Source organism: Pseudomonas sp. Z4-7 (assembly GCF_051131965.1).
Lineage (GTDB): Bacteria > Pseudomonadota > Gammaproteobacteria > Pseudomonadales > Pseudomonadaceae > Aquipseudomonas.
Window position 1 is genome coordinate 168,973 of the sequence record NZ_CP071642.1, and the last position, 22,444, is coordinate 191,416.

The window sequence follows — 22,444 nt, forward strand, 5'->3', positions numbered from 1 at the left end:
TATATTGTCTTCAAGACAAGCTACACCGAAAAATCCCGGACCAGCCGCCAGGCCTCATCCACCGACAGCGGTTGCTTCATGCGCTGGGCCAGCGCCGCCATGGCCCGGCCTTCATCGCAGGCCACGACGGCGGCAACGAGACCGTCCTTGCCGAGCAGAGCGATGAACGGAGGATGCTCAGGCGTGCCCTTGAATTGCACCTCGTCCCATTCCTCGGCATGACCGAGGTAGTCGTAGCGTTTGCCGAAGTGGTACGTCCAGAAGAATGGCACATCCAGGTAGTGTTCCTCACCGCCGAGCATGTTCGTCGCGGCGATGCGTGCCTGTTGCTGGGCCAGGCGCCAATGTTCGATGCGCCGGGGTTGGCCGTTGAGGGGAAAGGTGGCGATATCGCCAACGGCCCAGACGCCATCGGCGACGCGCATGCCGTCGTCAGCGATCAATGATTGATCTTTTTCCCGTGGCAGATCGGCGAACGGCTCGGTCGCCGGGCGCACGCCGACACCGATGATGACCAGGTCCGCTGCGAAACGCTGACCGTTATCCAGCACCACGGCTTCAACCTTTTCCGCACCTTCGATCCGCGCGGCTTCGCCCTCGCTGTGATAGACCACACCATTGGCCCGGTGTCGGGCCAGGATCGCCTTGCCGATGCTGTCGCCAAACTGCGCGGCGAACGGGACCGGGTGGCGGGCCAGGACGGTCACGCTCAGTTCACGTTTGCGCAGGGACGAGGCGACTTCCATGGCGATGAAGCTGTCGCCGATAATCACCGCTCGCTGCCCCGGCTGGGCACGGTCGAGGATTTGCCGGGTATCGGCCAAAGAGCGCAGGGTGAACACATTGGGCAAGTCGAGGCCCGGCATGTCTGGCGTCCTGGGCACTCCACCGGTGGCGATGAGCAGTGCGTCATAGTCCAGGCGTTGACCGTCGGCGAGATGAATCTGGCGCGCGCTGATGTCGAGACCGGCCACTTCGCCGTTGCGCCTTTCGATGCGTTGCCGGGTGAAGTAGGTTTCATCGCGTAAGGCCGGCGTCTTTTCCGCGGCCATGTCGCCGGCCAACACGTATTTGCTCAGTACGGTGCGGTCATAACCGGCCTCGGCTTCGCGGTCGATCATCTGGATCCGCCCACCGAAACCCTTCTCGCGCAGCGCCGCCGCGCAAGCCGTGCCGGCCGCTCCGGCGCCGACGATGACGAAGGTGCGCGGGTCATCGGCGGGAGGGATTTTTTCGGCTGGCAGTGGTTGCTCATCGACCCATACTTCATCGCCCCGCAGCTCGACGTGATAACGCTGCAGGCTGTCGAGGGCCGGCGGCTCGCACAGGGCGCCGTCTTCGGCACGGAACGCGGCCTTGTGCCACGGGCAGATCAGCCTGCCGTGACACACCGCGCCCTCGGCCAGCGGCGTCCCGGCATGCGGGCATTTGCCTTGGAAGGCTCGGACCTGTCCGCCAGCCCGCAGCAGCAGGACGGGCGTTTCGTTGAGGGTCACTTCGAGGCCGCGGTCCTCTCGCACATCAGCGAGGCGGGCGACTTGATGCATGGGCATGGTCGTTCTCCGACAGGCGTTTCCCGTTCGAGTCAGGGGAGTGCAACGAGGTTCAGCATAATTGTCACTGCAACCGGGCCGGCGCTGCGGCTATAGTTCGCAGGCCGTCCATGGCCTGAATCGAATTAAGGTGCCCGGTATGACTCGATTGACCTCCCTTTCCTCCTGGCTCGCGGCCGTCACCCTCGTGCTGTGCGCGCAAGGGGTTGTCCAGGCCGAAGAGCGTTTCACCCTGAGCATTCCCGGTGTGTCGGACGACCGCCTCTTCACTGCCGCCGCCGCGAGCGACGCGAACACCTGCGGTGGCAAGAATATTTCGCCGGCGCTGAGCTGGAACGCCGGCCCGCCTGGCACCCTCAGCTATGCCATCGTCATGCTCGATCCCGATGGCCAGCGCGGGCAGGGCGTCGACCACTGGGTCCATTACGGAATCAAGGCCAGCACCCGACAGATCCCGGCGGGCGCGGGTACCAAATCCACCCTGGAAGGCATGAGCGGCATCAACAGCAAGGACACTCACGGCTACATCGGTCCGTGCCCACCCGTTGGCGACAGCGCTCATCACTACCTGATCCAGATATTCGCCCTGGACCTGCCACCCGACGCATTGCCCGCCGGTCTCACACGCGCCCAGTTGATGGAAAAACTCAAAGGCCACGTACTGCGCAACAGCAGCGTGGTGCGCCGCTACCACCGCTGACCGGCTGGCCCAATCGTCACGTAAGTTGGCATCGAGCGCCAAAAGCGAGCACTATCGGCGCCTGTTCACTCATACCGGAGGATGGCGATGACGCAGCAAACCGACGGCATCGCCCGCCTCAAGAACTGCCCCACCAAGGGCGACGAAATACGCCGGGCCATCGCCCAGAGCCGCAAGGATTTTCTGCCTGCTGACGAGGCCGTAGACGCCGAGCCAGGCCAACCGTCGGCGCCGCCCGTGGACAAGGGTCCTGCTGCCTGATCCGACGCCTTCTTCCAACCATTTTTCCAAACATGCCTATGACTGCCACCCATCATTTGCCAGGCGCGCGGTTCAGCCGCTCCGACTACAAGACCCTGGGCCTCGCCGCCCTCGGCGGCGCGCTGGAAATCTACGACTTCATCATTTTCGTTTTTTTCGCCCTGACCCTCAGCCAACTGTTCTTCCCGCCGGAAATGCCCGAGTGGCTGCGCCTGCTACAGAGCTTCGGGATTTTTGCCACCGGCTATCTGGCGCGTCCCCTGGGCGGGATACTCATGGCGCACTTTGCCGATCGGCTGGGCCGCAAGCGTGTCTTCAGCCTGAGCATCCTGATGATGGCGTTGCCGTGTCTGCTCATTGGTGTACTGCCGACCTATGCGCAAATCGGCTATTTCGCCCCGTTGCTGTTGTTGGCGCTGCGCATCCTGCAAGGCGCGGCGGTGGGCGGGGAGGTGCCGAGTGCCTGGGTGTTCGTGGCCGAACACGCGCCGTTGCGGCATCGCGGCTATGCCTTGGGCTTTCTCCAGGCGGGCTTGACCTTCGGCTACCTGCTCGGCGCGTTGACCGCCACGGCGCTGGCGCGGATCTTCACCCCGACCGAAATCCTCGACTACGCGTGGCGCTTGCCGTTCCTGCTGGGCGGGATATTCGGCGTGATCGGCGTCTGGCTGCGCCGCTGGCTGAGCGAAACGCCGATTTTCATGGCCCTGCAAGCCAATCGCGAAGGCGCGACGGAGCTGCCGCTGCGCACGGTTTTGCGCGACCATCGGCATGCCTTGCTGCCCGCCGCCATTCTTACCTGCGTACTGACTTCCGCCGTGGTGGTCTTTGTGGTCATCACCCCCACAGTGATGCAGAAAAGCTTCGGCCTGACCCCCAGCCACACGTTTGCCCTGAGCAGCCTCGGCATCGTTTTCCTGAACATCGGCTGCGTCCTGGCCGGCCTCGTCGTCGACCGCATCGGCGCCTGGCGCACCGTCATGCTCTATAGCCTGCTGTTGCCGCTGGGCATCGCCGTGCTCTATGCCAGCCTGATCAGCGGCAGCGACTGGCTGGGCCTGGCCTACGCCGTGGCCGGCCTGGGTTGCGGCGTGGTCGGCGCGGTGCCTTCGGTGATGATCAGCCTGTTCCCGCCGAAGATTCGCGTGTCCGGTATCTCCTTCACCTACAACATCGCTTATGCACTTTGGGCCAGCATGACGCCGTTGTTGTTGATTGCGCTGGTGCCGTGGAGCCCGTGGGTTTGCGTGGCGTATTGCGTGGTGATGGGCGCGGTGGGAGTAGGGGCGGCGGCTTATTTTCCGAGGCGGCAGGCAAAGATCCTGCGGCCCTCTCTGGCCTGTGAGTCTTGAGTATCGTTGCCGACGGTACGTACCTTGCCAGTGTCGATTTCAGCTACCAGGTCCAGGTGAAGAAGGCCGGCGCCGAGGTGCTGCATTTCGCCCAGGCTCGCGAGGGGCTGATGCCGGCCGGCGCGATCGGGCAATTTCACGCCATGAAAGGCATCGCTGGAGCCCTCACGAAACGGGGCAATTCCGATGTGGAGGAGTAATACACCAGCCAGTTGAGCCGTTTCATCGCCGATGACCTGCGGGCCATTCCGTCTCGCTGATGCTATTTGCCGACGCTGACAGGACAAGTGCATGAAAAATTTTCTGGTCGTTAACCCGAACCTCTGATCTCTTGCGTCTGACCTTGTGAACGGATCATCCACTCACGAGGTTCAGCCCATGTCCCGTCCGCTTTCGTATATGCGTCCCGCCACCCAGGGCTTTGCCGTCACGCTGCTGGTGGCGTTGGCCGGTTGTGGGTTGTCTTCGTCCCGTGAGGCTGCCAAGCCGGCCGAACCGGTGGCGGCGGCGCCCATCGTCGCGCCGCAAGGGGAGATCGCCTACGTGCGCCAGCCTGTGGCCAAGCGCATGGCCGCGCCGGCATCAATGCCTGCGCCGATGGGCGATGTTGTCTCCAATGATTACCGCAGCGAGCCGCGCGAACAGTACGAGAAGCTGCCGGAAAATCCTGTCCACAGCGTCGCCGAGACACCGGTCTCGACCTTCAGCGTGGATGTCGATACCGGTAGCTATGCCAACGTGCGACGTTTCCTCAACCAGGGCAGCCTGCCGCCTGAGGGCGCTGTGCGGTTGGAGGAAATGGTCAACTACTTTCCTTACCATTACGCGTTGCCCACCGACGGATCGCCCTTTGGCGTGACCACCGAAATCGCGCCATCGCCCTGGAACCCTCACACCCGGTTGTTGCGTGTCGGGATCAAGGCCAGCGACCGCGCCGTCTCAGACCTGGCCCCGGCCAACCTGGTGTTTCTGGTGGATGTGTCCGGCTCGATGAACCGTCGCGAAGGCCTGCCGCTGGTCAAGAGCACGCTGAAATTGCTGGTGGACCAATTGCGCGATCAGGACCGGGTGTCCCTGGTGGTCTATGCCGGTGAGTCGCGGGTGGTGCTCAAGCCCACCTCGGGTAGCGACAAGGTGAAGATCCGCAACGCCATCGAACAACTGAACGCCGGTGGATCGACCGCCGGTGCCTCGGGCATCGAACTGGCCTACCAGATGGCTCGGGAGAGCTTTATCGACAAAGGCATCAACCGCATCCTGCTGGCCACCGATGGTGACTTCAACGTCGGCATCAGTGATTTCGACAGCCTCAAGCAGATGGCCGTGGATCAGCGCAAAAGCGGCGTCTCCCTGACCACACTGGGCTTCGGTGTGGATAACTACAACGAACACCTGATGGAGCAATTGGCTGATGCCGGTGACGGTAACTACGCGTACATCGACAACCTGCTCGAAGCGCGCAAGGTCCTGGTGGACCAGCTCAGCTCCACCCTGGCGGTGCTAGCGCGAGACGTGAAGTTGCAGGTGGAGTTCAACCCCGCCCAGGTCAGCGAATATCGACTGCTGGGTTATGAGAACCGCGCGTTGAAGCGTGAGGATTTCAGCAACGACAAGGTCGACGCAGGCGAGATCGGCGCTGGGCATACAGTGACCGCGCTGTATGAAATTGTCCCGAAAGGAGAGCAGGGCTGGTTGGAGCCGCTGCGTTATGGGAACGCGCCCAACTCGGACGGCAAGTCCGGCGAACTGGCGATGTTGCGCGTACGCTACAAGCTGGCGGAAGGCGGTAGCAGCCGGTTGATCGAACATCCCATTGCCGTTTCACCGCGCAATGACAAAACCAGCGACGACCTGCGCTTCTCGGCCGCCGTGGCGGCCTTCGCCCAACAGCTCAAGGGCGATGGACGCTACACTGGGCAGATGACCTTGAAGGATACCGTGCAGTTGGCGCGCTCGGCGCGCGGTGACGATCCGTTCGGGCTGCGTGCCGAGTTCGTGCAACTGGTGGAGCTGGCCCAGAGCCTCGAACCTGCGGCCAAACGCTGATCCTGAGCACAATCAGGTTCAGATGTGGGAGCGAGCCTGCTCGCGATGGCGGTGTATCAGTCACATCAATGCCAACTGAACCGACGTCATCGCGAGCAAGCTCGCTCCCACAGGGTTCCCATGTCGTCGCCAGGACTGTGTTGCAATGACAAAGGAGTTCGTCATCGAAATGCCCGCTGCGCTTGATTCTCCCAGCGACGAATCGCTGCTGGCCCGCTATCGCGAAGGCGACGGGGCTTGTTTCGAAGCCCTGTACGTCCGCCATCGGCAAGGGCTTTATCGTTTTCTCGTGTCCTTGAGCAACAAGGCCGAACTGGCCGAGGAAATTTTCCAGGACACCTGGCTCAGCCTGATCCGCAGCACCACCCAGCCACAAGGCCGGGCGAGTTTTCGTACATGGTTGTTCCAGATTGCCCGTAACCGCTTGATTGACCACTGGCGCAGGCACGGCGTCCACAACCCGCTGCACGACAGTTACGACGAGCAGCTTCATGTCCAGCCCGACGACACCGGCAATCCTGAGCAACAGTTGCGCCTGAGCCGCGACCAGGCTCGTCTGGACGCCGCGTTGCAGGCCTTGCCCGAGGATCAGCGGGAAGTCTTCCTGCTGCGCCTGCACGGCGACCTCGAACTGCCACAGATCGCCGCCCTGACCGGCGCCCCGCTGGAAACGGTCAAGAGCCGCTTGCGTTACGCCCAACAGAAGCTGCATCGCCTGTTGGCCGAGGAGGTACCCGCATGATCGACCCCAAACAGACGCCGGATACCATCGACGAAACGCTGGTCGAACATTTCCGCCAACACGCCAGCGGCGAGCCGCCGGCCTCCATGGATGCCTTCATCCTGGCCACCGCCCGCCGTGAAGCCCCGACGCCGGCGCCGAGCCTGTGGCAGCGCTGGCTGCAGGCTTGTCAGCGACCACGGTGGCAAATGGCGTTCGCCACGGTTGCCGGTGTGGCGCTGATGATCGGCCTGGTGCTGCGTACGCCGACGGAGGAGCAACTGGCTTCACCCGCCTCGATGGAGTTTTCCGCCGATGGGCAACAGCCTTCGGTTGCCGCTGCCCCCCCGCCAGCCATGCCCGCCCCCGCACCGATCACTCGCATGGCGCCCCAGGGCGAACTGGCCCGAGCCCCGGCCAGCCCGATGCAGGTGTTGGCGGATAAGCCCGCAGCGAAAATGAGCAAATCCGCGCCCGCCGCAATGCCAACACTTGAGCAGGAGCTGCTGGAAGTGCTGCGATTGCGCGAGGCGGGTGACAGCAAGGCGGCTGACGAGAAGCTGCTGGCGTTGCACAAGCGCTTTCCCAAGGAGGACTTGCCGGCGCGGTTGGAAATATTGCGTAAGCGATGACCGAGCGCCCGTGGCGAGGGAGCTTGCTCCCGCTGGGCTGCGCAGCAGCCCCAAAACTACCCAGTTCAGAATCGGGTAAGGACAGCGCCACAAAAAAGCCCCAATCCGTGAGGACTGGGGCTTTTGATTTTTCATGTCTGGTGCACCAGGCGGGATTCGAACCCACGACCCCTGCCTTCGGAGGGCAGTACTCTATCCAGCTGAGCTACTGGTGCAACGCGGGCGCCATGATACTCATAAGCATGGCGGGCGTCCATGCTGCTGATTTGCCGTTTGTTTTCGCCTCGCTCGGCGGCTGTTGGCTACGCTGATCAGAAAAAACAGGCAAATGCAGCTTTTTCGTTCTTTTTTTCGAACAGCCTATTGTCCTCCAACCCCATCGGCCCTAGGATTCGTTTGAGATTTCAAACGCTCTTGTCTGGGTGCTGAACCGCACGTCTGTGCTTATGTGCGTTATTTCTGTGCTTCAGCCCGGTGGATGATTTCCCTGACGGCAGCCCATGAGGCGCCTTTCTACAACTCTAATTCGCTCCGCGTGCGCGCGGTGCTGTTAAGGAAAGCCGACATGCAGCTTAAAGACACCCAGTTGTTCCGCCAGCAAGCCTTTATCGATGGCGCTTGGGTCGATGCGGACAATGGTCAGACGATCAAGGTCACCAACCCGGCGACGGGCGAAGTATTGGGCACAGTGCCGAAGATGGGCGCTGCCGAAACCCGTCGCGCGATCGAAGCCGCCGACAAGGCGCTGCCGGCCTGGCGTGCGTTGACCGCCAAGGAACGCGCCAACAAGCTGCGTCGCTGGTATGAATTGCTGATCGAAAACCAGGACGACCTTGGTCGCCTGATGACCCTGGAGCAGGGCAAGCCGCTGGCCGAAGCCAAGGGCGAAATCGTCTATGCCGCTTCCTTTATCGAATGGTTCGCCGAAGAAGCCAAGCGCATCTACGGTGATGTGATTCCCGGCCACCAGCCGGACAAGCGCCTGATCGTGATCAAGCAGCCGATTGGCGTGACCGCTGCCATCACGCCGTGGAACTTCCCGGCCGCGATGATCACCCGCAAGGCCGGTCCGGCCCTGGCCGCCGGTTGCACCATGGTCATCAAGCCGGCCTCGCAGACGCCGTTCTCGGCCCTGGCCCTGGTGGAGCTGGCGCACCGTGCCGGCATTCCGCAAGGTGTGCTGAGCGTGGTCACCGGCAGTGCCGGCGACATCGGAGGCGAGCTGACCAGCAACCCGATCGTGCGCAAGCTGTCCTTCACCGGTTCGACCGAGATCGGACGCCAATTGATGGCCGAATGCGCCAAGGACATCAAGAAGGTTTCCCTGGAGCTGGGCGGCAACGCGCCCTTCATCGTGTTCGACGACGCCGACCTGGATAAGGCCGTCGAAGGCGCGATCATTTCCAAATACCGCAACAACGGCCAGACCTGCGTCTGCGCCAACCGCCTGTACGTCCAGGATTCGGTGTACGACGCCTTCGCCGAGAAACTCAAGGCAGCGGTGGCCAAGCTCAAGATCGGCAACGGTCTGGAAGACGGCATCACTACCGGTCCGTTGATCGACGAAAAAGCGGTTGCCAAGGTTCAGGAACACATCGCCGATGCGGTCAGCAAAGGCGCGACCGTACTGTCCGGCGGCAAGCCGATGGAAGGCAATTTCTTCGAGCCGACCATCCTGACCAACGTGCCGAAGAATGCCGCCGTGGCGAAGGAAGAGACCTTCGGCCCATTGGCGCCGCTGTTCCGCTTCAAAGACGAAGCCGAAGTGATCGCGATGTCCAACGACACCGAGTTCGGCCTGGCTTCGTACTTTTATGCCCGCGACCTGGGCCGTGTGTTCCGTGTGGCCGAAGCCCTGGAATACGGCATGGTCGGCGTCAACACCGGTTTGATCTCCAACGAAGTCGCGCCGTTCGGCGGCATCAAGGCTTCGGGCCTGGGCCGTGAGGGCTCCAAGTACGGCATCGAGGACTACCTGGAAATCAAATACCTCTGCCTGGGTATCTGATCTGCTACAAGCGCAAAGGGCACGAGAGCGCTGTCCCTTTGCGCGTTTCACCCCGTTCTGTTTCTTGTGGCCGGAACGCTGCGGCAGTCGATCATCGCATGCTGTCGCAGTTGCCTCCCCGCCATGTATTCCTTGAGCCACGCCGACCGATGAGCGGCGAATGAGGACATTTTTAATGAGCAAGACCAACGCAGACCTGATGGCCCGCCGTACCGCCGCTGTTCCCCGCGGTGTCGGCCAGATTCACCCGATCTTTGCCGAATCGGCGAAGAACGCCACGGTTACCGATGTTGAAGGTCGTGAATTCATCGACTTCGCCGGTGGTATCGCCGTACTGAACACCGGCCACGTGCACCCGAAGATCATCGCCGCCGTTACCGAACAGCTGAACAAGCTGACCCACACTTGCTTCCAGGTCCTGGCCTACGAGCCGTACGTGGAGCTGTGCGAAAAAATCAACGCCAAGGTCCCGGGTGATTTCGCCAAGAAAACCCTGCTGGTGACCACCGGTTCCGAAGCGGTGGAAAACGCCGTGAAGATCGCCCGCGCCGCCACCGGCCGTGCCGGTGTGATCGCCTTCACCGGCGCTTACCACGGTCGTACCATGATGACCCTGGGCCTGACCGGTAAGGTCGTGCCTTACTCGGCCGGCATGGGCCTGATGCCTGGCGGCATTTTCCGCGCGCTGTACCCGAACGAGCTGCATGGCGTGAGCGTCGACGACTCCATCGCCAGCATCGAACGCATCTTCAAGAACGACGCCGAGCCACGCGACATCGCCGCCATCATCATCGAGCCGGTCCAGGGCGAGGGTGGCTTCTATGTGGCGCCGAAAGCCTTCATGCAGCGCCTGCGCGCCTTGTGCGACCAGCACGGCATCCTGCTGATTGCCGACGAAGTGCAGACCGGCGCCGGTCGTACCGGTACGTTCTTCGCCATGGAGCAGATGGGCGTCGCCGCCGACCTGACCACCTTTGCCAAATCCATTGCTGGCGGTTTCCCGCTGGCCGGTGTGTGCGGCAAGGCCGAATACATGGATGCCATCGCACCGGGCGGCCTCGGCGGCACCTACGCCGGCAGCCCGATTGCCTGCGCCGCTGCGCTGGCGGTGATGGACGTGTTCGAAGAAGAACACCTGCTGGATCGCTGCAAGGCCGTGGGCGAGCGCCTGGTGACTGGCCTCAAGGCTATCCAGAAGAAATACCCTGTCATCGGTGAAGTCCGTGCCCTGGGCGCCATGATCGCCGTGGAGCTGTTCGAAGATGGCGACACCCACAAGCCGAACGCTGCCGCCGTTGCGCAAGTGGTGGCCAAGGCGCGCGACAAGGGCTTGATCCTGCTGTCCTGCGGCACCTATGGCAACGTCCTGCGCGTGCTGGTGCCGCTGACTTCGCCGGACGAGCAACTGGACAAAGGCCTGGCAATCATCGAAGAGTGTTTCTCCGAGCTTTGATATTTACGAGCTCTGATCCTTACGAGCTCTGAGCTTTGTCTGATCCACAAAAAACCCGCTTCGGCGGGTTTTTTCATATTCGGCTACAGATCCACGGTGGTTTCGACCTGTCTGGAATGGCCGTTATTGTCTAAGGTGCATGTATTGCAAGGGAGCGATGCGGCATGACTGCTGTGGATTTACCCGCTGTACCGCGTGTGTTGATTGCCGAGGCCGATCCGGCGTCCAGGGAGCTGCTTGAACAGGTGCTGTCCGGAGTGCGTTGCGATGCGCGGATAGACACTTGTGGCGAGGGACGGCAGGCCTTGGAGCTCCTGGCGCATAATTCTTACGACCTGGTGATCGCCGATTGGGAACTGCCGGGTGTCGATGGCCTGAGCATCTTGCGCAGCTTGCGCCAACACCATCGCACGCCCGTGTTGCCGTTCATCCTGGTGAGCCGGCGCAACGACAGCGCCAGCGTGCGCGAGGTCTTGCCCCTGGCGCCGACGGCCTATCTGACCAAGCCCTTGAACCGGGAAAACCTGACCCAGCGTCTGCAAGGGTTACTTCTCCATAGCGAGGACACATCCAACGCCGCGCCAATTCCAGGACCGGGCCTTACATTGGCAACGTTCCTGGAGCGTCGACGAGACATGGCCGAAGGCGCGCCGTTGATGACCGATGTGCAGGTCGCGATCAAACGCAGCCTCAATCCTGGTGGACTGGATCTGAAACTGCTGGAAGAAGAGCTCCGTACTGACCCGCAGATCACCGCCGTGCTGATTGCCGCGGCCAACAGCGCCGCGCAACATCAGGGCGGCGGTCCGGTGCAGACCGTGGCCCAGGCGCTGCATCAGCTAGGCACCGGGCAAAGCATGAACCTGATCCTGGGCTTGACCCTCAAGCGCTGTGCCCGGTTGAACGTGCCTTGGCTGGCGGACTATGCCGAACGTTATTGGGAGTTGTCGCTGCACACCGCCGAGTACGCTCGGACGATGGCGCGCATGCTTGATCTGGAACAGGAGCGCTGTTATTGCGCCGGCCTATTGCATCGCTTGGGCGACCTGGCACTGCTGCGCTGCATGGAAGAGTGGAAGCAGGCCGGCGGCGAGTTGGACGAGCCGGAGGAAATCGGCGATTCGCTCGAACAGTTCGGCGCCGGTTTTGGCTCGGCGCTGCGTACACGCTGGCGCTTGCCGCTGGAGCTGCGCGAATTGATCGCGGCGGTCTACGGTCTCGGTGGCGGGGTTTATTCCCGCGAGGCGCTGGTGATGAACATGGCGGCGCAGATGGCGCATTTACCCGCGCACGAAGGGCTTGAAGAACTGGCCCGGGGACGCACGGCGCGCTTGCTGAAGATCGGGCTGCCAGAGTTGATGCGGTTGCGCCGCCAGTAAATTCACCACTGATCACAGTTGATTGAGGGTGAGACACTCAAGCCGCGATGATGCGGTTCTTGCCCTGGCGCTTGGCCTCGTACATCGCCGCGTCAGCACGGGCGAACAGGTTGTCGAGGGTCTGGTCTTCGGCGCTGATCCCGGTCAGGCCCTGGCTGACGGTGATGCCGAAGTTATGCTCCCCGCAGCGAAACGCCAGGCGCTGGATTTCCCGCTGCAAGCGCTCGGCGACCTGCAATGCCATGTCCGGGGCACAGCCGGGGAAAACAGCGGCAAACTCTTCACCACCAATCCGGCCGAAGAGGTCACCGCGCCTGAGCACGCTCCGCCCGCTCTCGGCGATCTTTTGCAATACCGTATCGCCTTCCTGGTGGCCGTAAGTGTCGTTGATCAGTTTGAAGTCATCGATGTCCAGCAACAGGAATGCCATCGGCGTGCCTTGCAGCCTTGCCTGCTCGAATTCCCGATGGGCGCACTCGAAGAAATGACGGCGGTTGCTGCTCTGGGTGAGCACGTCGGTGGTCGCCAGTCGCTGCAGTTCGCTTTCGAGCAGCTTCTTTTCGGTGATGTCTTCGGCGATGCCGACCACAATCACCGGTTGGCCCGGATCGGCCTGACGGTTGATAAAGCATTTGTCGCTGAGCCAGCGGATCTGGCCGTCGGCGGCGATGATGCGGTATTCCCGATCTTCCACGGCGCCTTTGACCAACACTTCGGCCAGGCTGCGCTCGGCGTAATCCAGATCATCCGGATAGATTGCGTCACGCCATTCGTTGTAGTCAGCCAGCACGAGGCCGGCCGGGCGGCCGAAAATCCGCTCGTAGGCGGGGCTGACATACAGCACTTGCCGGGTTTCCCAATTGAATGCCCAGAGCACCGCGTTGACGCTGACCAGCAACGAACTGAACAACTGCTCCCGCTCGCTCAGACGCGCCACTTCCCCTTGGGCGTGCATCAGCGCCATGAGTGTCTGGGCCGCTTCTGGCCAATGTGGCTGGGATGAATCCTGTAGGTTCTTGTCGACCATCGGCACAAATCTCAAGGAACGTGCATTGCTATGGATTTGCACGCGCTCACTCCAAAGCCCGCCAGGATGGCGAAGTGCTCTTGAGATAGGGGATTGTGGGCGAAGTTCCTTTTCAGGCGACGAAGGGCGGGAGCTTTCGTTCAAACATGTGGGATGAACTTGTGGCGAGGGAGCTTGCTCCCGCTCGGCTGCGAAGCAGGCGTGAGCCGGCGGGAACGGTGGGCCTGATGGTCCGGTTTCGGCGGGCTCTGGGGCCGCTTTGCGGCCCAGCGGGAGCAAGCTCCCTCGCCACAAGGGGGTCAGGCGGTGGCGGGCCGCAGCGAGTAGGTTTTGAGCTGGTCGGCAAAATCGCGCAGTGACTGGATGCCGCTGGCCTCGGCTTCGTGGACCCATTCCTTGATGGCCGCGAGCATGTCGTGGCCGTTGCTGCTGGTCTTGACCCAGATCTGCTGCAAGGCCAGGCGCTTCTCGTAGATCACCTTCAGCGCCTGGCTGTGTTCCAGCATGTTCTGGATGCGCACATGATGGCGCTCGTCCAGCAGGCTGGTTTCACGCGACAACAGGCGTTTGGCTCGATGAAACTGATGGCGGACCGAGTGATCGACTTTTTCCAGCTCCTGCTTGACCAGGGGCGCGATGACCAGCCTGCGGTACTGGGCCATGATCTGGAAACGGTTGTTGAGGATCGCCATGGCGGTGTCCATGTCCAGGTGGCCCTTGCCTTCGACCCGGTGGGCGATCGGCGCGACCCGCTGGACCTTGGCCAGGCGCAGGAAACTGAAGACCTTGATCCAGGCCCAGCCCAGGTCGAATTCCCATTTGCGCACCGACAGCTTGGCCGAATTGGGATAGGTGTGGTGGTTGTTGTGCAGTTCTTCGCCACCAATGAGAATGCCCCAAGGCACCAGGTTGGTGGCCGCGTCACGGCATTCGAAATTGCGGTAGCCCACGGCATGCCCGAGGCCATTGACCACGCCAGCGGCCCAGACCGGGATCCACATCATCTGGATGGCCCAGATAGTGATGCCGATGGTGCCGAACAGCAGCAGGTCGATGACGCCCATGATCGCCACGCCCAGTAGGGGGAAGCGGCTGTACAGGTTGCGTTCGATCCAGTCCTCGGGGCAGTTCTTGCCGTAGATGCGCAAGGTTTCCGGATTTTCCGCTTCGGCGCGGTACAGCTCGGCGCCCTTGCGCAGCACGGTAGACAGGCCTTTGATCACCGGGCTGTGGGGATCGTCCTCGGTTTCGCATTTGGCGTGGTGCTTGCGGTGGATGGCGGTCCACTCGCGGGTATTCTGCGCCGTGGTAAGCCACAGCCAGAAGCGGAAGAAATGTTTGAGACCGGCGTTGAGTTCCAGGGAACGGTGAGCCGAATACCGGTGCAGGTAGACCGTGACGCTGATGATCGTCACGTGAGTCATCAGCAGGGTGACTGCCACCAGCGACCAGGCCGACAAGCCAAGAAAACCTTCGTACCACATAGGCTGTAGGGCCCTCGATAAAGATGAAAACTGCCGTTGCATTATCCCTGGCCCCGGCGATAAAACCAGTCGGCCTTTCAGATAAGAGTGGCAGAATGTTTCTTCCTCTATAATCCCCTCACATTACAGGGACATGGATGACCGCATGACCGTCTATCACCGCGCTGCCATGCGTGGGGCACTGCTTTATCTGGTGCTGTCAGTCGCCTGGCTGCAGCTGGTTGGTTATTTATTGAGCAGTTTCTTCGATCATTCGGCCGATCGGCTGCGTTGGCAACTGATCAACGGTTATGCCTGGGTACTCGTCAGTGCCGGATTGATTTTCATCGCACGGGTGCGGATAGCACGCTTTTTCGAGCAAGCCGAAGGTAATGTCGACCGTGAACGGTTACGCCAGGCCGCCGCGGTGTTCGACTGCACCCGCGAAGGCGTCCTGGTCACGGACCGCCATGGTTTGATCGTGCATGTGAACCGGGCATTCATGGCAATCACCGGCTATGCCCGCGACGAAGTGTTGGGCCGGCAACCGAATCTGTTCAAGTCCGGCCGGCATGGCCCGGCTTTCTATCGAGAGATGTTTGCGGCGCTGTCCAGCCGCGGCGAATGGAGTGGCGAAATCTGGAACCGCCGCAAGAGCGGTGAAATCTACCCGCAATGGCAGACTATCCGCGCCGTCGTCGATGACTCCGGCGAAGTCAGCCAATACGTCGCGGTGTTTTCCGACATCAGTGCGATCAAGGACTCGGAGCATGAGCTGGCGCACCTGGCCCATCATGATCCGCTGACTGGCCTGCCCAATCGCCTGCTGTTTTCCGATCGCGCCGAGCAGGCGGTGGCTTCGGCGCAACTGCACAAGCGTGGGTGCGCGTTGCTGCTGCTGGACCTGGATCATTTCAAGAACATCAACGACAGCCTCGGGCACAACGTCGGTGACGAGCTGCTCAAAGGCGTTGCCGAACGCTTCCTCGGGCTGTTTGCGCCCGGTATCACCCTGGCGCGGCTAGGCGGTGACGAATTCGCGGTGCTGGTGGAAAACTGCTCGCAGCCGGGTCAGGCCGCGGCTTTGGCCCGGCGTATCCTCGATGCCTTGAAAGCACCGTTGCAGCTCGGCGAGCAATCGCTGTTTATCAACGCCAGCATCGGCATCAGCCTGTTTCCCGGTGACGCCCTCAGCGCCGGGCAACTGCTGCGCAACGCCGACTCGGCACTGTTCAAGGCCAAGAACAGCGGACGTGACGGCTACGCGTTATATACCGAGGAACTCACTGCCCATGCCCAGCAAAGGGTCGAGATCGCCTTCGAACTGCGTCGCGCGCTCCAGCAGCAGGAGCTACGGGTGCATTACCAACCGGTGCACGACCTGGCCACCAGCCGGTTGATCGGCGTCGAGGCGCTGGTGCGCTGGGAACATCCCGTGCGTGGTCTGGTTTCGCCGGCCGAGTTCATTCCCATCGCCGAGCGCACGGGGTTGATCGCTCAGATCGATGCCTGGGTCATGGACCAGGCTTGTCGGCAAATGTGTCTTTGGCGACAGGCCGGTGTGGTTTTGTCATTCGTTGCGGTCAACGTCTCCAGCCGTTTGTTTGCTCGCCGCGAATTGTATGAGCAGGTCGCCCGTGTACTTCACGACACGGGCCTCGATCCGGCCTTCCTGGAGCTTGAGGTGACCGAAAGTGCGGTCATGGATGATCCGGAGGTGGCGCTGGAACAAATGCACCGTCTGCGGGCGTTGGGCGTGCGGTTGGCCATTGATGATTTCGGCACAGGTTATTCGTCGCTGCTGCGGCTCAAGCGTCTACCGGTGCAGAAACTCAAGATCGACCAGGGTTTTGTCGCCGGGCTGCCCTGGGATGAAGACGACGCGGCGATCGTCCGGGTAATCATCGCCCTGGCCCGCAGCATGGGCATGCAGGTCCACGCAGAAGGTATCGAGCAGCGAGAGCAAGCGGCATTTCTGCTTGAACAGGCGTGTGAGCTCGGGCAGGGCTACTGGTTTGGTCGACCGGTTGTGGCGCAACAGTTGGATTGGAATCGTGCACCGGTGATTGGCTGAAAGCGGAATTGCGATTTGGTTATATAAAAATTCTTAAATAGTCTTTTTAAGAATATCTGCACTTATCTAATATTGCTCCCACGCCGCAAGCAGTGCCGCCCACTGCCAGGCATTCATTCCAAGGAGCAGCAGCATGAGCGCATCCCTACGTAGCGTTGACGGCCAGGACGAAGCAACCATCTTGCGCGAGATCCAGAGTGCATTGCGTGACCTGCGCTTTGGCGCGGTGGAGATTACCGTGCACAACGCCCAGGTGGTCCAGATCGAGCGCAAGGAAAAATTCCGCTTGCAACAACCGAGTCATAAACCGAGCTGAAGGATCACAGCCTGCGCCAGCCCCTGCCGGGGGGCTTGATGCAGGAGCTGCCGCAGGCTGCGATTCCGGTTACCGGACAAACGATTTCCAGAAGCCATAAAAACCAGAATTCCAGGAGCTTTCACCATGTCGTCGATTCGCCGTTATGCCTTGGCCGCCCTGGCCAGCGCTGTTTTTGCAGGTTCCGCGGTTGCCAAGGACTACGAGTTGCTCAACGTGTCCTACGACCCGACCCGCGAGCTGTATCAGGACTACAACGCCGAATTCGCCAGCTTCTGGAAAAAAGCCCATCCGGACGACACCGTGAAAATCCAGCAGTCCCATGGTGGTTCGGGCAAGCAAGGCCGAGCAGTAATTGACGGCCTGCGTGCCGACGTCGTGACCCTGGCCCTGGCCGGCGACATCGACGAAATCGCCAAATTGGGCAAGTCGCTGCCAGCGGACTGGCAAAAACGCCTGCCGGATGCCAGCACGCCTTACACCTCGACCATTGTGTTCCTGGTGCGCAAGGGCAATCCGAAGGGCATCAAGGACTGGGGCGACCTGATCAAGGATGACGTCTCGGTCATCACGCCAAACCCGAAGACCTCCGGCGGTGCCCGCTGGAATTTCCTCGCCGCCTGGGCCTACGGCCTGAAAGCCAACGGTGGCGACGAAGCCAAGGCCAAGGAATACGTGCAGGCGCTGTTCAAGCACGTGCCGATCCTCGACACCGGTGCCCGTGGCTCGACCATCACGTTCGTCAACAACGGTCAGGGAGACGTGTTGCTGGCCTGGGAAAACGAAGCGTTCCTGGCGCTGAAAGAGGACGGTGGCGCGGACAAGTTCGACATCGTCGTGCCGTCGCTGTCGATCCTCGCCGAACCGCCGGTGGCGGTGGTGGACAAGAACGCCGAGAAAAAAGGTAATGCCGAGATCGCCGAAGCGTACCTCAAGCACCTGTACAGCCCGGCCGGCCAGGAAATCGCAGCGAAAAACTTCTATCGTCCGCGTGACAAGGACGTGGCCGCCAAATACGCCCGGCAGTTCCCGAAACTTGAGCTGGTGACTATCGACAAGGACTTCGGCGGCTGGAAAACGGCACAGCCTAAATTCTTCAACGATGGCGGTGTGTTCGACCAGATCTATCAGGCGCAGTAAGCTGCAGTAGAGCGCAATTCATGTGGGAGCGAGCCTGCTCGCGAAGGCGGTTGCACAGTCAATATTCATGTTGCCTGAGACACCGCTTTCGCGAGCAGGCTCGCTCCCACAGGCTGCGCCCGCTAACAGGCTGGCTTTGCTAACGGGTCCCGATTTACCGTCGGGCCAGTTTTAACCAAGGACCTTTATGTCGCGTCGCATATCCCCCGTCATACCCGGCTTCGGGCTGACGCTGGGCTACACCCTGGTGTACCTCAGTCTGATTGTGCTCATACCCCTGGCGGCGATGTTCGTACATGCCGCCCAACTCACCTGGGAACAGTTCTGGGCGATCATTTCGGCGCCGCGGGTGCTGGCAGCCTTGAAGCTCAGTTTCGGCACCGCGCTGTACGCTGCGATCATCAATGGCGTGATTGGCACGTTGCTGGCCTGGGTGCTGGTGCGCTACACCTTCCCGGGGCGCAAGATCATCGACGCGATGATCGATTTGCCGTTCGCCTTGCCCACCGCCGTGGCCGGTATCGCCCTGACCGCGTTGTACGCGCCGACCGGTCTGGTCGGCCAGTTCGCCACCGACCTGGGTTTCAAGATTGCCTACACCCCGCTGGGCATCACCCTCGCGCTGACCTTTGTGACGCTGCCGTTCGTGGTGCGCACGGTGCAGCCGGTGCTCGCCGACATTCCCCGTGAAGTCGAAGAAGCCGCCGCGTGCCTCGGTGCCAAGCCATGGCAGGTGTTCCGCCATATCCTCGTTCCGGCATTGTTGCCGGCCTGGTTGACCGGCTTCGCCCTGGCGTTTGCCCGGGGCGTGGGCGAGTACGGTTCGGTGATTTTCATCGCCGGCAACATGCCGATGAAAACCGAGATCCTGCCGCTGCTGATCATGGTCAAGCTCGACCAATACGACTACACCGGCGCCACCTCCATCGGGGTGCTGATGCTGGTGGTTTCCTTCGTCCTGCTGCTGCTGATCAACTTGTTGCAGCGGCGCATCGAAACCCCATAAGGAGGCGCGAACCATGTCCCAATCGTCTATTTCCGCCGCCTCCACCAACGCTGCCCGCCGCGGCAGCGCTGTTTCGCGGCGCATCCTGATCGGTCTCGGCTGGCTGGTTTTTGCACTGTTTCTGCTGTTGCCGCTGTTCATCGTGGTGTCCCAAGGCCTGAAGTCGGGCCTGGGTACTTTCTTCGCGGCGATCTTCGAGCCCGATGCGTTGTCGGCGCTCAAGCTCACGGTGATTGCGGTACTGATTTCGGTACCGTTGAACCTGGTGTTCGGCGTCAGCGCCGCATGGTGTGTGAGCAAGTATTCGTTCCGTGGCAAAAGCATGCTGGTGACGCTGATCGACTTGCCGTTCTCGGTGTCGCCGGTAATCGCTGGCCTGGTCTACGTGTTGATGTTTGGTGCCCAGGGCCTGTTCGGGCCATGGCTGTCGGATCACGACATCCAGATCGTATTCGCGCTGCCGGGCATCGTCCTGGCGACGATCTTCGTCACCGTGCCGTTCGTGGCCCGTGAACTGATCCCGCTGATGCAGGAGCAGGGCACCCAGGAAGAAGAAGCCGCGCGCCTGCTGGGCGCCAACGGCTGGCAGATGTTCTGGCATGTGACTGTGCCGAACATCAAGTGGGGTCTGATCTATGGCGTGGTGCTGTGTACGGCCCGGGCCATGGGCGAGTTCGGCGCGGTGTCGGTGGTATCCGGGCACATTCGCGGGGTCACTAACACCCTGCCGCTGCACGTCGAGATCCTCTACAACGAATACAACCATGTGGCCGCGTTCGCCGTGGCGAGCCTGTTGCTGATCCTGGCGCTCTTCATCCTGCTGCTCAAGCAGTGGAGCGAAAACCGAATCAACCGCCTGCGCGCCAGCGCCGCGGAGGAATAAGTCATGTCGATCGAAGTCCGTAACGTCAGCAAGAATTTCAACGCCTTCAAGGCCCTCGACGATATCAGCCTGGACATCCAGAGCGGCGAGCTAGTGGCGCTGCTCGGCCCGTCGGGCTGTGGCAAGACGACCCTGCTGCGGATCATTGCCGGCCTCGAGACGCCGGACCAGGGCAACATCGTGTTCCACGGTGAAGACGTATCCGGCCACGACGTGCGTGATCGCAACGTCGGTTTTGTGTTCCAGCACTACGCCCTGTTCCGCCACATGACGGTGTTCGACAACGTCGCTTTCGGCTTGCGCATGAAGCCCAAGAACCAGCGCCCGAACGAAAGCCAGATCGCGACCAAGGTTCATGAGCTGCTGAACATGGTGCAGCTCGACTGGCTCGCCGACCGTTATCCGGAGCAGTTGTCCGGCGGCCAGCGCCAGCGTATCGCCCTGGCCCGCGCCTTGGCGGTAGAACCCAAGGTGTTGCTGCTGGACGAACCGTTCGGCGCCCTCGACGCCAAGGTCCGCAAGGAATTGCGCCGCTGGCTGGCGCGGCTGCACGAGGACATCAACCTGACCTCGGTATTCGTGACCCACGACCAGGAAGAGGCCATGGAAGTCGCCGACCGGATCGTGGTGATGAACAAGGGCGTTATCGAGCAGATCGGCTCACCGGGCGATGTGTACGAGAACCCGGCCAGCGATTTTGTCTATCACTTCCTGGGCGACTCGAACCGTCTGCATCTCGGGGAGGACCGGCATGTGCTGTTCCGTCCGCATGAAGTGTCGCTGTCGCGCTCGGAACTGGAAGACCACCACGCCGCCGAAGTGCGCGACATTCGCCCGCTCGGCGCGACCACGCGGGTGACGTTGAAGGTCGAGGGCCAGAGCGAACTGATCGAGGCCGAAGTGGTGAAGGACCATGACAGCCTGGTGGGTTTGGCGAAGGGCGAGACGCTGTTCTTCAAGCCGAAGGTCTGGCAGAAGGTTTCAAACCTTTAAAAGCTTCGCGAGCAGGGCTCGCTCCCACAAGGGATTTGTGTACGACGCCAATCCAATGTGGGAGCGAGCCTGCTCGCGAAGGAGGCCTCAGGCTGCGGCCCGCTTCTGATTGACCCTTACCGGCCCGGCCTGCGCCTCGATCTGTTGTTTGAGGTCATGGCGCATACCCAGCAGGAATCCCGCCTCGACCACGACGAACAACGGCCCGACAATCAACCCGGTCAGATCATCGACGAACGCCGGTTTGCGCCCTTCGTAATAATGGCCGACGAACTGGATCACCCAGCCCGCCACAAACATGCCCAGGCCGCCGGCCAGCCAAATCGCGGTGTTTTGCGCGGCGAGCACCTGGCCCAGCCAGACGGCAAGCCCCAGCAGCACGGTCATCAGCACACCCAGGCGCAATTCCAGGCGCAGGTAGAACCAGGCACTGGCCACTGCAACCAGCAGCGCGGGCGAAATCAAAATCGCGCCAACCGGCCATCCCGGCCGTGACAACAGCACGGCGACGGCAACGAAAATCAGCGGAATACCGATGAAGTGGCTGGCGATGTTGCGTGGATCGCGGTGATAGGCCGCGTATTGACTGAGATGATCGACGAGGCTTTTCATTGTTGTTCCTCCTGAGGTGATGCCCGCATGATGCCCAGGTTCCACCAGGCGCTCTGTCAGCTAGCCGACACTTGTCCCGGAGTTTCCATGAATACTCATCCCTGGCACGCGCACTTGATGACCGGCCACTGGTACAGCCATCTGCCCGCCGAGTTACAGAATAGTCTGCTGGAGATGTCGCGGCTGCGTCGCCTGTCGCCCGGTCAGCGGTTGTTCAAGCGCGGCGATCCGCCGTGTGGCGTGTACGCGGTGCTCGAAGGGGCGGTGCGGATCGGCGCCGTCAGTGAGCAGGGCAAGGAAGCGCTGCTGAGCGTCGTGGAGCCACCCTATTGGTTCGGCGAAATCAGCCTGTTCGATGGCCAGCCACGTACCCATGACGCACAGGGGGTCGGGCAATGCACGTTGTTGCATGTACCTCAGGCCGGGCTGTTGGCTTTTCTCGAAGAACAACCGGGTTATTGGCGGCAGCTGGCCTTGTTGATGAGCCACAAGTTGCGCCTGACCTTCGTCAACCTCGAACACCTGAGCCTGATGCCTGCTCCGGCCCGCGTGGTCCATCGCTTGCTGATGATTGCCGAAGGCTACGGTGAAATCGAACCGGCACGCCGGGTTCTGCAACTGCCCCAGGACCAACTGGCATTGATGCTTTCCCTGTCGCGCCAAACCACCAACCAGATTCTCAAGGATCTGCAGGGACAGGGCATTCTTCAGCTTGGTTATGGCGAGATCGAAATCCTCGATATCGAGGGGTTGCGGCGGCTGGCTTCTACCTGAAGCCGACCACTTCTACGGATCGTGATTGCGCTACACTCGGCTAAATTGAAT

General features: G+C 61.6%; 20 protein-coding genes, 1 tRNA gene and 1 pseudogene. 17 read left to right on the plus strand and 5 right to left on the minus strand.

The features are described 5' to 3' along the window. Nucleotides 1-20: 20 nt before the first annotated feature. Nucleotides 21-1,553, minus strand: coding sequence for an FAD-dependent oxidoreductase (locus J3P91_RS00735; protein ID WP_434602444.1), 1,533 nt, complete (start codon nucleotides 1,551-1,553; stop codon nucleotides 21-23). A gap of 139 nt (nucleotides 1,554-1,692) precedes the next feature. Here J3P91_RS00735 and J3P91_RS00740 point away from each other — a divergent pair, with 139 nt between their 5' ends. The 7 genes and pseudogenes from J3P91_RS00740 (at nucleotide 1,693) to J3P91_RS00770 (ending at nucleotide 7,265) form a co-directional block, all read left to right on the plus strand. Next, a complete protein-coding gene (locus J3P91_RS00740; RefSeq protein ID WP_434570508.1) occupies nucleotides 1,693-2,253 on the plus strand; it encodes a YbhB/YbcL family Raf kinase inhibitor-like protein in 561 nt (186 codons plus the stop codon). A gap of 87 nt (nucleotides 2,254-2,340) precedes the next feature. Beyond that, the gene (locus J3P91_RS00745) at nucleotides 2,341-2,514 is read left to right on the plus strand and encodes a hypothetical protein (protein WP_434602445.1); all 174 of its coding nucleotides are present in this window, start codon (nucleotides 2,341-2,343) and stop codon (nucleotides 2,512-2,514) included. A 38-nt stretch (nucleotides 2,515-2,552) separates the two neighbouring features. Further along, a complete protein-coding gene (locus J3P91_RS00750) occupies nucleotides 2,553-3,866 on the plus strand; it encodes an MFS transporter (protein ID WP_434604953.1) in 1,314 nt (437 codons plus the stop codon). Between the two features lie 2 nt (nucleotides 3,867-3,868). Further along, a pseudogene (locus tag J3P91_RS00755) lies at nucleotides 3,869-4,066 on the plus strand (hypothetical protein); the annotation flags it as partial. A 178-nt stretch (nucleotides 4,067-4,244) separates the two neighbouring features. Then, a complete protein-coding gene (locus J3P91_RS00760; RefSeq protein ID WP_434602446.1) occupies nucleotides 4,245-5,912 on the plus strand; it encodes a YfbK domain-containing protein in 1,668 nt (555 codons plus the stop codon). A 169-nt stretch (nucleotides 5,913-6,081) separates the two neighbouring features. Beyond that, nucleotides 6,082-6,654, plus strand: coding sequence for an RNA polymerase sigma factor (locus tag J3P91_RS00765; RefSeq protein ID WP_434604955.1), 573 nt, complete (start codon nucleotides 6,082-6,084; stop codon nucleotides 6,652-6,654). After that, nucleotides 6,651-7,265 (plus strand): hypothetical protein, encoded by a 615-nt coding sequence (locus J3P91_RS00770; RefSeq protein WP_434602447.1) that lies wholly within the window; start codon nucleotides 6,651-6,653, stop codon nucleotides 7,263-7,265. Before J3P91_RS00765 ends, J3P91_RS00770 begins: the two co-directional genes overlap by 4 nt. A 138-nt stretch (nucleotides 7,266-7,403) precedes the next feature. On the opposite strand, the gene J3P91_RS00775 is transcribed toward J3P91_RS00770, so the two are convergent. Further along, nucleotides 7,404-7,480, minus strand: a tRNA-Arg gene (locus J3P91_RS00775). Nucleotides 7,481-7,830: 350 nt separating this feature from the next. Between J3P91_RS00775 and gabD the strand changes: the two genes are divergently transcribed. From gabD to J3P91_RS00790, 3 genes are all read left to right on the plus strand, one after another. Then, complete coding sequence (gene gabD, locus J3P91_RS00780) at nucleotides 7,831-9,273, plus strand: NADP-dependent succinate-semialdehyde dehydrogenase (protein WP_434570497.1); 1,443 nt, start codon at nucleotides 7,831-7,833, stop codon at nucleotides 9,271-9,273. Between the two features lie 175 nt (nucleotides 9,274-9,448). After that, nucleotides 9,449-10,726 carry a 4-aminobutyrate--2-oxoglutarate transaminase gene (gene gabT, locus J3P91_RS00785; RefSeq protein WP_434570495.1) on the plus strand — a complete coding sequence of 426 codons (1,278 nt, stop codon included), beginning with the start codon at nucleotides 9,449-9,451 and terminating at the stop codon, nucleotides 10,724-10,726. Between the two features lie 164 nt (nucleotides 10,727-10,890). Then, entirely contained in the window at nucleotides 10,891-12,105 is a 1,215-nt protein-coding gene (locus J3P91_RS00790) for an HDOD domain-containing protein (RefSeq protein WP_434602448.1), read from the plus strand. A 37-nt stretch (nucleotides 12,106-12,142) separates the two neighbouring features. Here J3P91_RS00790 and J3P91_RS00795 read toward each other — a convergent pair whose 3' ends face one another. Then, nucleotides 12,143-13,132, minus strand: a complete 990-nt coding sequence (locus J3P91_RS00795; RefSeq protein ID WP_434570491.1) for a GGDEF domain-containing protein — start codon at nucleotides 13,130-13,132, stop codon at nucleotides 12,143-12,145. Between the two features lie 299 nt (nucleotides 13,133-13,431). After that, nucleotides 13,432-14,616, minus strand: coding sequence for a delta-9 fatty acid desaturase DesA (gene desA, locus J3P91_RS00800; protein WP_305497624.1), 1,185 nt, complete (start codon nucleotides 14,614-14,616; stop codon nucleotides 13,432-13,434). A gap of 145 nt (nucleotides 14,617-14,761) precedes the next feature. Here desA and dibA point away from each other — a divergent pair, with 145 nt between their 5' ends. The 6 genes from dibA (at nucleotide 14,762) to J3P91_RS00830 (ending at nucleotide 21,007) form a co-directional block, all read left to right on the plus strand. Further along, the gene (gene dibA / locus J3P91_RS00805) at nucleotides 14,762-16,669 is read left to right on the plus strand and encodes a phosphodiesterase DibA (protein ID WP_434602449.1); all 1,908 of its coding nucleotides are present in this window, start codon (nucleotides 14,762-14,764) and stop codon (nucleotides 16,667-16,669) included. Between the two features lie 133 nt (nucleotides 16,670-16,802). After that, nucleotides 16,803-16,985: a sulfur starvation response protein OscA gene (gene oscA / locus J3P91_RS00810; RefSeq protein ID WP_003186967.1), complete on the plus strand. Its 183-nt coding sequence runs from the start codon at nucleotides 16,803-16,805 to the stop codon at nucleotides 16,983-16,985. Nucleotides 16,986-17,111: 126 nt separating this feature from the next. Further along, nucleotides 17,112-18,125 (plus strand): sulfate ABC transporter substrate-binding protein, encoded by a 1,014-nt coding sequence (locus tag J3P91_RS00815; protein WP_434602450.1) that lies wholly within the window; start codon nucleotides 17,112-17,114, stop codon nucleotides 18,123-18,125. 187 nt (nucleotides 18,126-18,312) lie between these two features. Further along, on the plus strand, nucleotides 18,313-19,131 hold the full coding sequence (gene cysT, locus J3P91_RS00820; protein ID WP_013692011.1) for a sulfate ABC transporter permease subunit CysT: 819 nt from the start codon (nucleotides 18,313-18,315) through the stop codon (nucleotides 19,129-19,131). 13 nt (nucleotides 19,132-19,144) lie between these two features. Continuing rightward, nucleotides 19,145-20,014: a sulfate ABC transporter permease subunit CysW gene (gene cysW, locus J3P91_RS00825; protein ID WP_434602451.1), complete on the plus strand. Its 870-nt coding sequence runs from the start codon at nucleotides 19,145-19,147 to the stop codon at nucleotides 20,012-20,014. Between the two features lie 3 nt (nucleotides 20,015-20,017). Further along, on the plus strand, nucleotides 20,018-21,007 hold the full coding sequence (locus J3P91_RS00830) for a sulfate/molybdate ABC transporter ATP-binding protein (protein ID WP_109756559.1): 990 nt from the start codon (nucleotides 20,018-20,020) through the stop codon (nucleotides 21,005-21,007). 87 nt (nucleotides 21,008-21,094) lie between these two features. Here the strand turns inward: J3P91_RS00830 and J3P91_RS00835 are convergent, their stop codons facing one another. Further along, nucleotides 21,095-21,619, minus strand: coding sequence for a DUF962 domain-containing protein (locus J3P91_RS00835; protein ID WP_434602452.1), 525 nt, complete (start codon nucleotides 21,617-21,619; stop codon nucleotides 21,095-21,097). An 87-nt stretch (nucleotides 21,620-21,706) separates the two neighbouring features. Here J3P91_RS00835 and J3P91_RS00840 point away from each other — a divergent pair, with 87 nt between their 5' ends. Further along, nucleotides 21,707-22,393: a Crp/Fnr family transcriptional regulator gene (locus J3P91_RS00840; RefSeq protein ID WP_434602453.1), complete on the plus strand. Its 687-nt coding sequence runs from the start codon at nucleotides 21,707-21,709 to the stop codon at nucleotides 22,391-22,393. Nucleotides 22,394-22,444: the final 51 nt, after the last annotated feature.